The sequence below is a fragment of the Streptomyces sp. NPDC017246 genome, assembly GCF_044331325.1.
GTDB lineage: Bacteria > Actinomycetota > Actinomycetes > Streptomycetales > Streptomycetaceae > Streptomyces.
Genome location: NZ_JBIRMW010000006.1, coordinates 328,492 through 342,813 on the forward strand (window position 1 = coordinate 328,492; position 14,322 = coordinate 342,813).

Sequence of the window (14,322 nt, forward strand, 5' to 3'; positions counted from 1 at the left end):
GCCGGGGGCGGGGCTCGGGCATGGCAAAGGGCCGGGCCCCCGGTTTCCCGGGGGCCCGGCCCTTCAGCCTGCCGACGGCTACGCGCTCATCGCGCGACCACGCGCCGTCAGTTGTCGTCCTCGTCGATCAGGAAGCCACGCATCGGCGCCGGCGCCTGCTGCATCGGCTGCGGTGCCTGCGGACGGACCGGAGCCATCGGCTGGGTCATCGCCGGAGACATCTGCTGCTGACCGCCGTAGGAGGGGGCGCCACCCATGGACGGCGCACCGCCCATCGCGCCGTTGCCGCCGTAGGACGGGGCGCTCGCGCCCGCCGAGGCCATCGACGGGGCCGGCGGCAGCGAGGCCGCGGCCGGGGTGCGCGGCGGAGCGAGCGAGTCGTCGGCCTGGGTCTCCAGCTGACGCAGCTGCGACTCCAGGTACGACTTCAGACGCGTGCGGTACTCGCGCTCGAAGCCGCGCAGGTCCTCGACCTTGCGCTCCAGCGTGGCGCGGGCGGACTCCAGGGAGCCCATCGCGACGCGGTGCTTCTCCTGCGCGTCCCGCTCAAGAGCGTCCGCCTTGGCGCGGGCGTCCCGCTCCAGGCCCTCGGCGCGGGAGCGCGCCTCGCCGACGATCTTGTTGGCCTCGGAGCGGGCCTCGGCGATCGCCTGGTCGGCGGTCTGCTGGGCCAGCGAGAGGACACGCGCGGCGCTGTCGCCACCGGGGCCCTGGGCGGGCTGCTGCTGCTGCATCTGCGGCGGCATCTGCTGCTGCATCTGCTGCTGCGGGTGGCCCATGGGGCCGCCCTGCATCGGGCCGGGACCCATCGGGCCGCCCTGCATGGGGCCGGGGCCCATGGGCCCGCCCTGCATGGGGCCCGCGGGAAGCTGCGGGGCACCGGACGGCAGCTGCGGCGGGCCCATCTGCGGCGGCTGCTGCTGGACCGGCGGTCCGGATATGGCGGCGGGCACGGGGGCGCCGGGACCGACGGGGCGGTCCTGCGGCTCCGGGGGCTTGCGCATGCCCTGCTGCTGCTGGTTCTGCGCGGCGGCGCGTGTCGCGGCGGCCAGCTTGGCGCGCAGGTCCTCGTTCTCGCGGAGCAGGCGGGTCAGCTCGGCCTCGACCTCGTCGAGAAAGGCATCGACCTCGTCCTCGTCATAGCCTTCTCGAAGGCGGACGGTCGTGAACTGCTTGTTCCGCACGTCCTCGGGGGTCAGCGACATCTCTTCTTCACCTCTACGTAGTCGTCGGCAGTCGGCAAGACCGTATCGTCCACATTCACCTCGCGAAGCTGCTCACGATGGAGATCAGGATGTAGACGATGATCATCAGAACGAAGAAGGACAGGTCGAGTGCCACGCCCCCGAGACGCAGCGGCGGGATGAGTCGCCGCAGAAGCTTGAGCGGTGGATCGGTGACAGTGTAGGTGGCCTCAAGGGCGACCACCATCGCCTTACCGGGTTGCCATGAACGGGCGAACTGGAAGACGTAGTCCATGACAAGTCGGACGATGAGAAGGACGAGGAAGCACATCAGCACGATGTAGACCACCTGTAGTGCGACGCCCATCCCGCGTTTCCCTCTCCCCTGACTTACGTGCTCTCACTTGTCCGGCCGCTTCGCGACCGGTCCGTCCGGTTCTTGTGTTCTCAGCTCTGGTTGAAGAATCCGCCCTCTGCGATCCGGGCCTTGTCCTCCGCCGTGACATCGACGTTAGCAGGCGACAACAGGAACACCTTCTGCGTCACGCGCTCAATGCTGCCATGGAGCCCGAAGACGAGTCCGGCGGCAAAGTCGACAAGTCGCTTCGCGTCCGTGTCGTCCATCTCCGTGAGGTTCATGATCACGGGGGTGCCCTCACGGAAGTGTTCCCCGATGGTACGGGCCTCGTTGTAGGTCCGGGGGTGCAGCGTGGTGATGCGGTAGGGCTCCCGCTCGGACACGACCTTGGGCATGATCACCGGTGCGTTCTTCTCCATGCTCGGGCGTTCGGGTGTGATGGATGCCACGGGGGCAATTCGGGCCGGACGTCCGCTTTCGGCGAGTACCGGGACAGGATGGGCGATGGGTTCCCGGGGGGCCGGGGGCTGCACCACTCGTACCGGTTCCTCACGCTCCACCTGGCGCGGGGGGGTGTGGCGCCGCTCGCGCTCGGGCTCCGGCTCCAGCTCGGGTTCGAAGTCGTCGTCGGGGTCGAAGCCCCGGCCGTCGTACCCATCGTCCTCCACGAGGCCGAGGTAGACCGCCATCTTGCGCATCGCGCCGGCCATTCTCCGATTCCTCCGCTCTGTGGTGGATCGCCATACCGGCCAATGTCGCAGCGTCACCGAGTGCCCGCGATCCACGGGCCATCCCGCCGTTCTGCGGAATGACCATATTTTCTGCTGTGGTCCGACTTGCTTCGCGACGTTACCCGAGCTTCGGGCGGACTCCGAGTACCGCCGTACCGACGCGTACGTGTGTCGCTCCGGCGGCGACGGCCTCCTCGAGGTCCGCACTCATCCCTGCTGACACCATGTTCGCAGCCGGACGGGTCGCGCGCAGGGCAGTCGACAAATCCATCAACCGGTCGAAGGCGGCGCGTTGCCGACCCGCGTACGGGCCGGCGAGCGGGGCGACGGTCATGAGTCCGTCGAGCCTCAGTCCGGGGGCGGCGGCCACGGCGGCCGCCAACTCCTCGATCCCGTCCGGTGCGACACCACCACGGTCGCCCCGCTCGCCGGCCTCGGCGTCGAGTGCGACCTGAAGGAGACAGCCGAGCTCGCGGCCCTCCTTCTCCGCGGCGGCGGAGAGAGAGGAAACGAGCTTCAAGCGGTCGACAGACTGCACCACATCGGCATAACCCACCACGGATCTGACCTTGTTGGTCTGCAACTGGCCCACGAAGTGCCAGGTCAGATCAAGGTCGGCACAGGCGGCCGCCTTGGGGGCGGCGTCCTGGTCCCGGTTCTCGGCGACGTTCCGGACGCCGAGTCCGTGGAGGATTCTCACGTCGCTCGCGGGGTAGGTCTTGGTGACCACGACGAGCGTCACCTCTTCCCGCGCGCGCCCGGCTGCGGCGCAGGCGGCGGCGATGCGCGCCTCCACCCGGGCCAGATTCTCGGCGAGTTCCGCCGTGCGGTCCGTCATCAGTTCTTTCCTGCCGGGGATCCGGGGGTCGTCCCCCGGGTGGATACAGTGTCCAACCAGACATATCCCGCGAGTCGCCCCGTGGTGCGATCGCGGCGGTACGAGTAGTGGTCACCGGATTCCCGGGTGCAGACCGTACTGGCCTGCCGGTCGGTGACGCCGAGCCGTTCGAGCTGGGCGTGGACTCCGGCGGTGACGTCGACGGCCGGGGTGCCCCAGCTCGTCTCGGCCCAGGCGGCGGGTTCGGTCTCCGCGACCTCGGCCCGCATGGCCTCCGGCACCTCGTAGCAACGCCCGCAGACGGCGGGGCCGGTGCGGGCGACGATACGGGCGGGGTCGGCGCCGCGTTCGATCATGGCCGCGACGGCGGCGGGAACGACTCCGGCGACCATCCCGGGCCGCCCGGCGTGGGCGGCGGCCGCGACTCCGGCGACGGGGTCCGCCAGCAGAACCGGGACGCAGTCCGCGGTGAGGACCGCGAGGCCGAGTCCCGGCCGGGAGGTGACGAGCGCGTCCACCGACGGGATCGTGCCGGTGGTCCACGGGCCGTCGACCTCGGCGACGTCCGCGCCGTGCACCTGGTTCATCCAGACCACCCGCGCCGGGTCGAGCCCGAGGGCTCCGGCGGCGAGCGTCCGGTTGGTGCGTACGGCCTCGGGGTCGTCCCCCACCGCACCGCCGAGGTTGAGCTCCTCGTACGGAACGGCGCTCACTCCGCCCCACCGGTCGGTGAAGGCGAAGTGCGCGCCGTTCGCGTCGAAGCGCTGTCCTATCACTTCAGGAAGTCCGGGACGTCCAGCTCTTCGGCCTGGCTGTCCGCGTACGGACGGGCCGGCGGGACCACCGGAGGGGCGGACGACAGCGGGGCCTCGTTGGCGGGGGCGGGCTCGGCCGGGGCCTGGACCTGCTCCTCGCGCGGGGCGACCGTGCCGAGGCCGCCCATGGGGCGGGAGGGCTCGACGTGGCGGGGGGCCGGGGCCGGCTCCTCGCGCTTGGCCGAGACCGAGCCGATGATGTTGTCCCGGCGGGCCGGCGGCTGGCCGCCGTCGAAGCCGGCCGCGATGACGGTGACCCGGACCTCGTCGCCGAGGGCGTCGTCGATGACGGCGCCGAAGATGATGTTGGCCTCGGGGTGTGCCGCCTCGCTGACCAGCTGCGCGGCCTCGTTGATCTCGAAGAGACCGAGGTCGCTGCCGCCGGAGATGGAGAGCAGCACGCCGCGGGCGCCGTCGATGGAGGCTTCGAGGAGCGGCGAGGAGATCGCCATCTCCGCCGCGGCCACCGCGCGGTCGTCGCCGCGGGCGGAGCCGATGCCCATGAGGGCCGAACCGGCCTCGGACATGACCGACTTGACGTCTGCGAAGTCGAGGTTGATCAGACCCGGGGTGGTGATGAGGTCGGTGATGCCCTGGACACCGCTCAGCAGCACCTGGTCGGCCGACTTGAAGGCGTCGAGCACGGAGACCTGGCGGTCCGAGATCGACAGGAGCCGGTCGTTGGGGATGACGATGAGGGTGTCGACCTCTTCGCGGAGTTCGGCGATGCCGTCCTCCGCCTGGTTGGCGCGACGCCGGCCCTCGAAGGTGAACGGCCGGGTGACCACACCGATCGTGAGGGCGCCGAGCGAGCGCGCGATGTTGGCGACGACGGGGGCGCCGCCGGTGCCGGTGCCGCCGCCTTCGCCGGCGGTGACGAAGACCATGTCGGCCCCCTTGAGGACCTCCTCGATCTCCTCACGGTGGTCCTCTGCCGCCTTGCGACCGACGGCCGGGTTGGCCCCGGCCCCGAGGCCGCGGGTGAGTTCACGGCCGACGTCGAGCTTGACGTCGGCGTCGCTCATCAACAGCGCTTGCGCGTCGGTGTTGATCGCGATGAACTCGACGCCCTTGAGGCCGACCTCGATCATTCGGTTGATGGCATTGACACCACCGCCGCCGACACCGATGACCTTGATGACTGCGAGGTAGTTCTGCGGTGCTGCCACGTCGAAGGCCTCTCGCCTCGAGTTACGTGTCGTCGCTGCGCGGTTGGTCGCGCCGCTCCGACGGATGCCGATTGGGACGGTCCGAAACGCCGACCCGAACCCTAACGTTGAAGTTTAGGGTTACCAGTGTCTCTGTTCGCTGGACTCTTCCGAACAGGACACTAAGTCGACAAGTGGCGCACGTTCAACGAACACGCCGAACCTCCCGTTTTTCTTTTCACCCTATGTGATCACCCGTAGCGCTGGCCAACCAGGGTGCTGGCCAGGGGCGATACCCGTCAACTCCCGGACGAGGCGGGCGCCGTGGGGGCACTTACATCGAAGTGCCCCGCTTTGGGCGTGGCCTTCAGGAGTGCGGTGAGAACCCGGGCCTTGACCGGACCGTGTTCGCCGCTGCCCCAGAAGACGGTGCGCCCCCTGGTCAGCTCCAGAGTGACGGAGTCGTACGAGGTGACGCGTACGACACGAGTGTCCCGGGCGATTTCCGCCGGGAGTTCACCCCTGACGCGCACCGCCTCCCGGAGCAGCCGGTCCGCGCCGAAGCGGCGCAGGCTCGGGGAGGAGGCGCTGTCGAGGGCGAGCCGGGGGACGCCGCGGGGTGCGGTGTCGACGGTGGCGAACCGCACACCGGTGGCGTCCACTTCGATGAACTTTCCGCCCTTTTCCATCAGGAGAACGGGCTTCCGTTCTGTCACTTTCAGCCCGATTCCGTGCGGCCAGGACCGCACGACGTCCACCGACTCGATCCGCGGAAACTCCTCCCGGAGCCGCGCCCCGATGGCCTCGGTGTCGACGGTGACGAGCGGGGCACCCATCGGGACGGCGGCGACGGCCTCGACCTCACGCGGGGTCAGGACCGCCGTTCCGGAAGTCTTCACATGTTCCACACGGAACCAGGAGGAGCCGTACAGGGCCCAGAATCCGCCGGCCGCGAACAGGAGAACGGCGAGGGCGACGAGGAGCGCCCGGGTGCCGGGCACCCGGAACTTTCCGTTCCGGGTGCCCGTGCGGGACGGAGCCTCCGACGACCCCTTCGATGCGTTCGCGCCGCTCTTCTCGGCGGTCGTCGGTCCGGCTGCCACGTGGCGTCTCCTGCCCTCAGCCGCCGCGCTACGCCTGTCGGCGGGCGGCGATCGCCTCGTACACCATGCCGACGAGCAGCTCGTCGGCGTCCCGGCGGCCGAACTCGGCGGCGGCGCGGGACATCTCGTACAACCGGTGCGGATCGGCCAGTACGGGCAGGACGTTGCCCTGCACCCACTGCGGCGACAGCTCCGCGTCGTCGACGAGGAGTCCACCGCCGGCCTTGACCACCGGCTGGGCGTTGAGCCGCTGTTCGCCGTTGCCGATGGGCAGTGGGACGTACGCGGCGGGCAGCCCGACGGCGGAGAGCTCCGCGACGGTCATCGCGCCCGCGCGGCAGAGCATCATGTCGGCGGCGGCGTACGCGAGATCCATCCGGTCCACGTACGGTACCGGCACGTAGGGCGGCATTCCGGGCATGTTGTCGACGCGCGGCATTTCGTTCTTCGGGCCGACCGCGTGCAGGATCTGGATGCCGGAGCGCTGGAGCACCGGGGCGATCTGCTGGACGACCTCGTTGAGCCGCCGGGCGCCCTGCGAGCCGCCGGAGACCAGCAGCGTCGGCAGGTTCGGGTCGAGCCCGAAGGCGGCTCGCGCCTCGGGCCGGACCCGCGCCCGGTCGAGGGTCGCGATGGTGTGCCGCAGCGGGATGCCGATGTAGCGGGCGTTGCGGAGCTTGCTGTCCGGGGTGGCGACGGCGACCCCGGCCGCGTACCGCGAACCGATCTTGTTGGCCAGGCCGGGCCGGGCGTTGGCCTCGTGGACCACGATCGGCACCCCGAGGCGCTTGGCCGCGAGATAGCCGGGCAGCGCCACATAGCCGCCGAAGCCCACCACGCAGTCCGCCTTGGTGCGCTCCAGGACCTGCTCTGCGGCCTTGATCGTGCCGCGCAGCCGCCCGGGGACGGTGATCAGCTCGGGGGTGGGCTTGCGGGGCAGCGGTACGGCGGGGATGAGGGCCAGCTCGTAGCCCCGCTCGGGCACGAGCCGGGTCTCCAGACCCTTCTCCGTGCCGAGCGCCGTGATCCCCACGCTGGGGTCCTGCCTGCGCAGGGCGTCCGCGAGGGCCAGCGCGGGCTCGATGTGGCCGGCGGTCCCCCCGCCGGCGAGTACGACATGCACCGAAATTCACCGCTCTCCGGACGGGCGCTTCTTGACGCGCCGTCGCATCGACTTCCATCTCACCCCGGCCCGCTTGCCCCAGCCGGGGCGGCGCATGGCCAGGGCCGCTTTCGCGGCGGGTTCCTGTCGCGCGAAGGCGATGAGGAGCCCGACGGCGAACATGGTCGGCAGCAGGGCCGACCCACCGTAGGAGAACAACGGGAGCGGGACACCGGCGATCGGCAGCAGACCGAGCACCGCACCGATGTTGATCACGGCCTGAGCCGTGATCCAGGTGGTCACACCTCCCGCGGCGAACCTCACGAAGGGGTCCTCCGTGCCTCCGGCCACGCGGATACCCGCATAGCCTAGAGCCGCGAACAGGGCGAGTACCGACAGCGTCCCCGCGAGACCCAGTTCCTCACCGGTGACCGCGAAGATGAAGTCGGTGTGCGCTTCGGGGAGTTGGCCCCATTTCTCGACGCTCGCACCGAGTCCGGAACCGAACCATCCGCCCGAGGCCAGAGCATAGATTCCGTGCGCGGCCTGCAGGCAGGGGGCTCCCTCGCCACCGGGGTCGGTCGCACCGATGCAGTCGAAGCGCTTCATCCGGTTCGCGCTCGCCTTGATCAGCAGGAAGCCGATCGCGCCGGCCACCGTGAGCACTCCGACGAAGAGCCGGGTGGGCGCTCCGGCGGTCCACAGCAGGCCGAAGAGGATCGCGGCGAGGATGATCGAGGTGCCCATGTCGCCGCCGAGCATGATCAGCCCCAGCAGCATGAAGGCCCCCGGGACCAGGGGCACCAGCATGTGCTTCCACTGGGTCAGGAGCCGCGTGTCGTGTTTGCGGGCCAGCAGATCGGCCCCCCACAGGATCAGCGCCAGCTTGCCGAACTCGCTGGGCTGGAGCTGGAAGGGGCCGCCGAGGGAGATCCAGTTCTGGTTGCCGTTGACCGCGTGCCCTATCCCGGGGATCTGTACGAGCACCATCAGGAAGACGGCGCCGACCAGGATCGGGTAGGCGAGGGCCCGGTGCAGCTTCACGGGCATGCGTGAGGCGACCAGGAGCAGTCCGGTGCCGAGCAGGGCGGCGAAGAACTGCTTCCGGAAGAAGTAGGAGGGCACCAGGTCGTAGCGGAGTGCCGTGATCATCGAGGCGGAGTAGACCATCACGAGGCCGAGCGCGGTGATGAGCATGCCCGCGCCGATGATCACGTAATAGGCCGTGAGCGGGCGGTCCCAGGCCTTCCGCGCCCGCTCGTAGAGCCGTCGCACGCCCCCGCCGCGCGGCCGCCGCGGGGTCGCGGGGGCCCGCCCTCCGCCGCGTACGGCGGAAGGCCCGCGTGTCCCTGCGATCTTGCTCGGCATGGTCGCTGCCCCCTCCGGTCGTGCCCGGTCCTGCCGGACCCTCCCACTGGTCGGGTCAGGCGTCCCCGGTGGCGGCGAGAGCGCGGACCGCGTCCGCGAAGGCCTCGCCCCGCTTGTTGTAGTTGGTGAACATGTCCATCGAGGCGCAGGCCGGGGCGAGGAGGACCGTGTCCCCCGGGCGGGCGAGCCGGGCCGCCTCGCGGACCGCCTCGGACATCGCCCCAGTGTCGGTCCGGTCGAGGTCCACCACCGGTACCTCCGGGGCGTGTCGCGCCAGGGCTTCGCGGATCAGGGCCCGGTCGGCGCCGATCAGGACGGCCCCGCGCAAGCGCTTCGCCGACTTCTGGACGAGCTCGTCGAAGGTCGCGCCCTTGGCGAGACCGCCGGCGATCCAGACGATCGGGTCGTAGGCCGCCAACGAGGCTTCCGCGGCGTGGGTGTTGGTGGCCTTGGAGTCGTCGACGTACGCGATCCCCTGGACCTCCTCGACCAGTTCGATGCGGTGCGGGTCGGGCCGGAAGGCCTTCAGGCCGTCGCGTACGGCCTTGGCGTCGACGCCGAAGGCGCGGGCCAGGGCTGCCGCCGCCAGGGCGTTGGCGATGTTGTGCGGGGCCGGGGGCTGGACGTCGGCGACCTCGGCGAGCTCCTGGGCGTTCTTCTGCCGGTTCTCGACGAAGGCCCGGTCGACGAGGATGCCCTCGACGACGCCGAGTTCGGACGGGCCGGGGGTGCCGAGGGTGAAGCCGATGGCGCGGCAGCCCTCCTCGACGTCGGCCTCGCGGACCAGGTCCTCGGTGGCCTTGTCGGCGACGTTGTAGACGCAGGCGACCTGGTTGCCCTCGTAGATCCGGCCCTTGTCGGCGGCGTACGCCTCCATGGAGCCGTGCCAGTCGAGGTGGTCGGGCGCCAGGTTGAGCACGGCGGCCGAGTGGACGCGGATCGACGGCGCCCAGTGGAGCTGGTAGCTGGAGAGCTCGACGGCGAGGACGTCGTACTGCTCCTCGCCGAGGACGGCGTCGAGGAGCGAGACCCCGATGTTGCCGACGGCGGCGGTCCGCAGGCCTGCCGCCTCCAGGATCGAGGCGAGCATCCGGACGGTCGTGGTCTTGCCGTTGGTGCCGGTGACCGCGAGCCAGGGGGCCGCATCGGGCCCGCGCAGCCGCCAGGCCAGCTCGACGTCGCCCCAGATCTCCACGCCCGCCTCTGCGGCGGCCGTGAAGAGCGGCTTGTCGGGCCGCCAGCCGGGGGTGGTGACGATCAGCTCGGTGCCGGACGGCAGGGTCGCCCCGTCGCCGAGGCGGACGGTGATGCCCTCCGCCTCCAGCTCGGCCGCCTGGGCCCGGGAGCGCTCGTCGTCGCCGTCGTTGACGACGGTCACGAGCGCGCCGAGACCGTGCAGGACGCGGGCGGCCGGGATGCCGGAGACCCCGAGTCCCGCGACGGTGACCTTCTTGCCGTTCCAGTCGAGCTGTTCTGTCACTTCTCTGCTGCCCATCCCGCGTAGAAGAGGCCCAGGCCCACGATCACGCACATGCCCTGGATGATCCAGAACCGGACGACGACCAGGACTTCGGACCACCCCTTGAGTTCGAAGTGGTGCTGGAGTGGCGCCATCCGGAAGACGCGCTTGCCGGTCATCTTGAACGAACCGACCTGGATGACCACGGACATCGTGATCAGCACGAACAGGCCGCCGAGCAGAGCCATCAGGAACTCCGTACGGGAGCAGATGGCGAGACCGGCGAGGGCGCCGCCGAGGGCGAGCGAGCCCGTGTCACCCATGAAGATCTTGGCGGGTGAGGTGTTCCACCAGAGGAAGCCGAAGCAGGAGCCCATGAGCGCGGAGGCGACGACAGCGAGGTCGAGCGGGTCGCGCACCTCGAAGCAGGCGTTGGGGTTGGTCAGGGTCATGGCGTTCGCACAGGACTCCTGGAACTGCCAGAGCCCGATGAAGGTGTACGCGCCGAAGACCATCACCGACGCACCGGTGGCCAGGCCGTCCAGACCGTCCGTCAGGTTCACGCCGTTGGACATGGCCAGGATCATGAAGAGCGCCCAGACCACGAACAGCACCGGTCCGATGGACCAGCCGAAGTCCATGATGAAGGAGAGCCTGTCGGAGGCCGGGGTGAGCCCGCGCAGGTCGGCGAACTGCAGCGAGAGCACGGCGAAGGCGATGCCGACGATCAGCTGGCCGGCCATCTTCGCCTTGGCCCGCAGGCCGAGCGAACGCTGCTTGACGATCTTGATGTAGTCGTCGAGGAAGCCGACGAGACCCATGCCCGCCATCAGGAACAGCACCAGGGCGCCCGAGTACGTCGGGTCCTCCCCGGTGATGACCTTGGCCAGGGCGTACGCGATGAGCGTGGCCAGGATGAAGGAGATACCGCCCATGGTGGGCGTGCCCTTCTTCCCGGCGTGGCCGCGGGGGCCGTCGTCGCGGATGAACTGCCCGTATCCCTTGCGGGCGAGCAGCTTGATCAGCAGCGGGGTGCCGATCAGGGTCAGGAAGAGCCCGATGGCCCCCGCGAAGAGGATCTGCCTCATCGGACGGCGACCTCGCCCTCGGTGTCGAGGAGTGCCAGGGCGACCTGTTCGAGACCGACCGACCTTGAAGCCTTCACAAGGACGACGTCCCCCGGGCGCAGCTCACTGCGCAACAGGTCGACAGCCGCCTGCGCGTCGGACACGTGCACCGACTCCTCACCCCACGAACCCTCGTTATATGCGCCCAGTTGCAGCCAGGACGCTTCCCTGTCCCCGACCGCGACGAGCTTGCTGACGTTGAGCCGGACGGCGAGCCGTCCGACCGCGTCGTGCTCGACGAGCGATGCGTCACCGAGCTCGGCCATCTTGCCGAGCACCGCCCACGTACGAGCCCCTCGGGCCTGTGCGGCCCTGCCCATGGCCGCGAGCGCGCGCAGGGCGGCTCGCATGGACTCGGGGTTCGCGTTGTAGGCGTCGTTGACGATCGTCACGCCGTCCGGACGCTCGGTGACCTCCATGCGCCAGCGCGACAGGGTGCCGGCCTCGGAGAGCGCGGTGGCGATCTCTTCGACAGGCATGCCCAACTCGTGCGCGACGGCGGCCGCTGCGAGCGCGTTCGACACGTGGTGCTCACCGTACAGGCGCAAGGTCACGTCACTGCACCCGGTGGGTGCGTGAAGCCTGAAAGAAGGCTGTCCGGACTCTGTGAGGTGGACGTTCTCGGCCCGTACGGCCGCTTCGTCCGCTTCGCCGAAGAAGATCACGCGGGCCTTGGTGCGGCTCGCCATCGCGCGGACGAGCGGGTCGTCGGCGTTGAGGACCGCCACCCCGCCCTCCTCGGCCGACGGCAGCGCCTCGACGAGCTCGCCCTTGGCCACGGCGATCTGCTCCCGGCCGCCGAACTCGCCGATGTGGGCGGTGCCCACATTGAGGACGAGGCCGATACGGGGAGGGGTCAGGCCGGTGAGGTAGCGGATGTGCCCGATGCCGCGGGCGCCCATCTCCAGGACCAGGTGCCGGGTCTCGTCGCTCGCGCGGAGCGCCGTGAGCGGCAGGCCGATCTCGTTGTTGAGCGAGCCGGGCGTCCACACGGTGGGCGCGTGCCGGTCGAGGACCTGGGCGATCAGGTCCTTCGTGGAGGTCTTGCCGGCCGAGCCGGTGAGGGCGACGACATCGGTGCCGAGCCGTTCGACGACGGTTCGGGCGAGGGCCCCGAGCGCCGCCTGGACGTCGTCCACGACCACGGCGGGGACGCCGACGGGGCGGGCGGCCAGTACGGCCGCCGCTCCCGCGGCGACGGCGCGCTCCGCGTAGTCGTGGCCGTCGACGTGCTCACCGGCGAAGGCCACGAAGAGGCTGCCGGCCCGCACTTCGCGGGAGTCGATGACGACGGGCCCGGTGATCCGGGTGGCCGGATCCGGTATGTCGTGCGCGCGCCCGCCGACGATTTCGGCGATCTCGGCGAGGGAGAGGGCGATCACTGCTTCATCCCTGACTGTTCTGGTGGCTGTCTGTGCCGCTCGGCGCGGCGGCCTGGGTGTGCAAGCGGTCGGCGATGGCCTCGCGCAGGACCTGGCGGTCGTCGAAGGGGCGGACCACTCCGGCGATCTCCTGGCCCTGCTCGTGGCCCTTGCCCGCGACGAGGACGGTGTCGCCCGGCCGGGCGCGGGCCACGGCCGCGGCGACGGCCGCGGCGCGGTCGGCGAGGACGAGCACCTCGCCGCGTTCCTCCGCGGGCACCTCGGCGGCGCCCGTGAGCATGGCGGTGAGGATCGCGAGGGGGTCCTCGGAGCGGGGGTTGTCGGAGGTCAGGACGGCGGTGTCGGCGAGCCGGGCCGCGGCGGCGCCCATCGGGCCGCGTTTGGTGGTGTCCCGGTCTCCGCCGCAGCCGATGACCACGTGCAGCCTGCCCTCGGTGACCTCGCGCAGGGAGCGGAGGACCGATTCGACGGCGTCCGTCTTGTGCGCGTAGTCGACGACGGCGAGGTACGGCTGGCCGGCCTCGACCCGCTCCAGCCGGCCCGGTACGCCGGGGACGGCGGCGACGCCGTCGGCGGCGCTCTTCGGGTCGATGCCCGCGGTGGCCAGGGTGGCGATCGCGGCGAGGGTGTTGGCGACGTTGAACGGGCCGGGCAGCGGGGCGGTGGCGGGAATCCGCTCGCCCCGGGGGCCGACGGCGGTGAACGTCGAGTCGTGGGAGCCGAGGACGAGGTCCTCGGCGCGCCAGTCGGCGTCGGCGCGGCCCTCGGCGGAGAAGGTGACGACCGGGACGGTCGCCTCCCCGGCGAGCCTGCGGCCGTAGGCGTCGTCGAGGTTGACCACGCCGAGGCGGCTGCGCTCGGGCGTGAAGAGCCCGGCCTTCGCCCGGTAGTAGTCGTCCATGTCGGAGTGGAACTCCATGTGCTCCGGGCTGAGGTTGTTGAAGACGGCGACGTCGAAGACGCAGCCGTCGACCCGGCCGAGCACGAGGGCGTGGCTGGAAACCTCCATGGCGACGGCGTCGACGCCCCGCTCGCGCATGACGGCGAAGAGCGCCTGGAGGTCGGTGGCCTCGGGGGTGGTCCGCTCCGACTTGATGCGCTCGTCGCCGATCCGCATCTCGACGGTGCCGACGAGTCCGGTGCTGTGCCCGGAGCCGCGCAGTCCGCCTTCGACGAGGTAGGCGGTGGTGGTCTTGCCGGAGGTTCCGGTGATGCCGATCTGGAGGAGGTCGGCGCCGGGTCGTCCGTAGATCTCGGCGGCGAGTTCGCCCATCCGGCCGCGCGGGTTCTCGACGACCAGGACCGGCAGGCCGGTGGCGGCGGCGCGCTCGGCGCCCGCCGGGTCGGTGAGGATCGCGGCGGCGCCGAGTCCGGCGGCCTGGGCGACGAAGTCGGCGCCGTGGGCGCGGGCCCCGGGCAGGGCCGCGTACACGTCGCCGGGTCGCACGGCCCGGGAGTCGTGGGTGATGCCCGAGATCTCGGCGGTGCGGGGGGTGTCGACCCCCAGCTGCGCGGCCAGGTCGCCCAGGGGTGTCGGGCGGGCCTGCTCCGGCCGGGGCGGGGCGGTTCGGTACTGATCAGCGTGTGGCACGGCGGTGAGCGTACCGGGCCCACCCTGTGGTGGGCCAAAAGAGCCCGGGGCCTCGCCGGAGTTCGATTTCCGGTTCCCGGAATGGGGGGTGATCGTTGTCACTGGTGCTCCCGGAG

At 70.9% G+C, this 14,322-nt stretch carries 13 protein-coding genes; all 13 read right to left on the reverse strand.

The features are described 5' to 3' along the window. Positions 1-107 precede the first annotated feature (107 nt). The 13 genes from ACH4MY_RS16780 to ACH4MY_RS16840 all read right to left on the reverse strand — a co-directional run bounded on the left by ACH4MY_RS16780 (position 108) and on the right by ACH4MY_RS16840 (position 14,308). Complete coding sequence (locus tag ACH4MY_RS16780; protein WP_398003474.1) at positions 108-1,205, reverse strand: DivIVA domain-containing protein; 1,098 nt, start codon at positions 1,203-1,205, stop codon at positions 108-110. A gap of 55 nt (positions 1,206-1,260) precedes the next feature. Then, positions 1,261-1,551, reverse strand: a complete 291-nt coding sequence (locus ACH4MY_RS16785) for a YggT family protein (protein WP_189830615.1) — start codon at positions 1,549-1,551, stop codon at positions 1,261-1,263. An 80-nt stretch (positions 1,552-1,631) separates the two neighbouring features. Next, positions 1,632-2,252, reverse strand: coding sequence for a cell division protein SepF (locus tag ACH4MY_RS16790; protein ID WP_398003478.1), 621 nt, complete (start codon positions 2,250-2,252; stop codon positions 1,632-1,634). 139 nt (positions 2,253-2,391) lie between these two features. Further along, positions 2,392-3,111, reverse strand: a complete 720-nt coding sequence (locus ACH4MY_RS16795) for a YggS family pyridoxal phosphate-dependent enzyme (RefSeq protein ID WP_398003481.1) — start codon at positions 3,109-3,111, stop codon at positions 2,392-2,394. Next, entirely contained in the window at positions 3,111-3,887 is a 777-nt protein-coding gene (pgeF, locus tag ACH4MY_RS16800) for a peptidoglycan editing factor PgeF (RefSeq protein WP_398003483.1), read from the reverse strand. Before pgeF ends, ACH4MY_RS16795 begins: the two co-directional genes overlap by 1 nt. Beyond that, positions 3,884-5,095 carry a cell division protein FtsZ gene (ftsZ, locus tag ACH4MY_RS16805; protein WP_398003486.1) on the reverse strand — a complete coding sequence of 404 codons (1,212 nt, stop codon included), beginning with the start codon at positions 5,093-5,095 and terminating at the stop codon, positions 3,884-3,886. The genes pgeF and ftsZ overlap by 4 nt, the downstream gene beginning before the upstream one ends. Positions 5,096-5,373: 278 nt before the next feature. After that, complete coding sequence (locus ACH4MY_RS16810) at positions 5,374-6,177, reverse strand: cell division protein FtsQ/DivIB (protein ID WP_398003489.1); 804 nt, start codon at positions 6,175-6,177, stop codon at positions 5,374-5,376. Positions 6,178-6,205: 28 nt separating this feature from the next. Beyond that, positions 6,206-7,300 (reverse strand): undecaprenyldiphospho-muramoylpentapeptide beta-N-acetylglucosaminyltransferase, encoded by a 1,095-nt coding sequence (gene murG / locus ACH4MY_RS16815; RefSeq protein ID WP_398003492.1) that lies wholly within the window; start codon positions 7,298-7,300, stop codon positions 6,206-6,208. 6 nt (positions 7,301-7,306) lie between these two features. Next, positions 7,307-8,647, reverse strand: a complete 1,341-nt coding sequence (gene ftsW / locus ACH4MY_RS16820) for a putative lipid II flippase FtsW (protein WP_398003495.1) — start codon at positions 8,645-8,647, stop codon at positions 7,307-7,309. Positions 8,648-8,702: 55 nt separating this feature from the next. Further along, positions 8,703-10,142 carry a UDP-N-acetylmuramoyl-L-alanine--D-glutamate ligase gene (gene murD / locus ACH4MY_RS16825; RefSeq protein WP_398003498.1) on the reverse strand — a complete coding sequence of 480 codons (1,440 nt, stop codon included), beginning with the start codon at positions 10,140-10,142 and terminating at the stop codon, positions 8,703-8,705. Then, positions 10,124-11,194, reverse strand: coding sequence for a phospho-N-acetylmuramoyl-pentapeptide-transferase (gene mraY, locus ACH4MY_RS16830; protein WP_398003501.1), 1,071 nt, complete (start codon positions 11,192-11,194; stop codon positions 10,124-10,126). The genes murD and mraY overlap by 19 nt, the downstream gene beginning before the upstream one ends. Next, a complete protein-coding gene (murF, locus tag ACH4MY_RS16835; protein ID WP_398003504.1) occupies positions 11,191-12,615 on the reverse strand; it encodes a UDP-N-acetylmuramoyl-tripeptide--D-alanyl-D-alanine ligase in 1,425 nt (474 codons plus the stop codon). Before murF ends, mraY begins: the two co-directional genes overlap by 4 nt. Before the next feature lie 4 nt (positions 12,616-12,619). Then, on the reverse strand, positions 12,620-14,308 hold the full coding sequence (locus ACH4MY_RS16840; RefSeq protein WP_398003506.1) for a UDP-N-acetylmuramoyl-L-alanyl-D-glutamate--2,6-diaminopimelate ligase: 1,689 nt from the start codon (positions 14,306-14,308) through the stop codon (positions 12,620-12,622). Positions 14,309-14,322 lie beyond the last annotated feature (14 nt).

Bases quoted from the DNA above. Each gene is read 5' to 3' on its own strand.
- mraY (WP_398003501.1), bottom strand. From the start codon at position 11,194: ATGAGGCAGATCCTCTTCGCGGGGGCCATCGGGCTCTTCCTGACCCTG.
- murD (WP_398003498.1), bottom strand. From the start codon at position 10,142: ATGGGCAGCAGAGAAGTGACAGAACAGCTCGACTGGAACGGCAAGAAG.
- ftsW (WP_398003495.1), bottom strand. From the start codon at position 8,647: ATGCCGAGCAAGATCGCAGGGACACGCGGGCCTTCCGCCGTACGCGGC.
- ACH4MY_RS16780 (WP_398003474.1), bottom strand. From the start codon at position 1,205: ATGTCGCTGACCCCCGAGGACGTGCGGAACAAGCAGTTCACGACCGTC.
- ACH4MY_RS16795 (WP_398003481.1), bottom strand. From the start codon at position 3,111: ATGACGGACCGCACGGCGGAACTCGCCGAGAATCTGGCCCGGGTGGAG.
- ACH4MY_RS16785 (WP_189830615.1), bottom strand. From the start codon at position 1,551: ATGGGCGTCGCACTACAGGTGGTCTACATCGTGCTGATGTGCTTCCTC.
- ACH4MY_RS16790 (WP_398003478.1), bottom strand. From the start codon at position 2,252: ATGGCCGGCGCGATGCGCAAGATGGCGGTCTACCTCGGCCTCGTGGAG.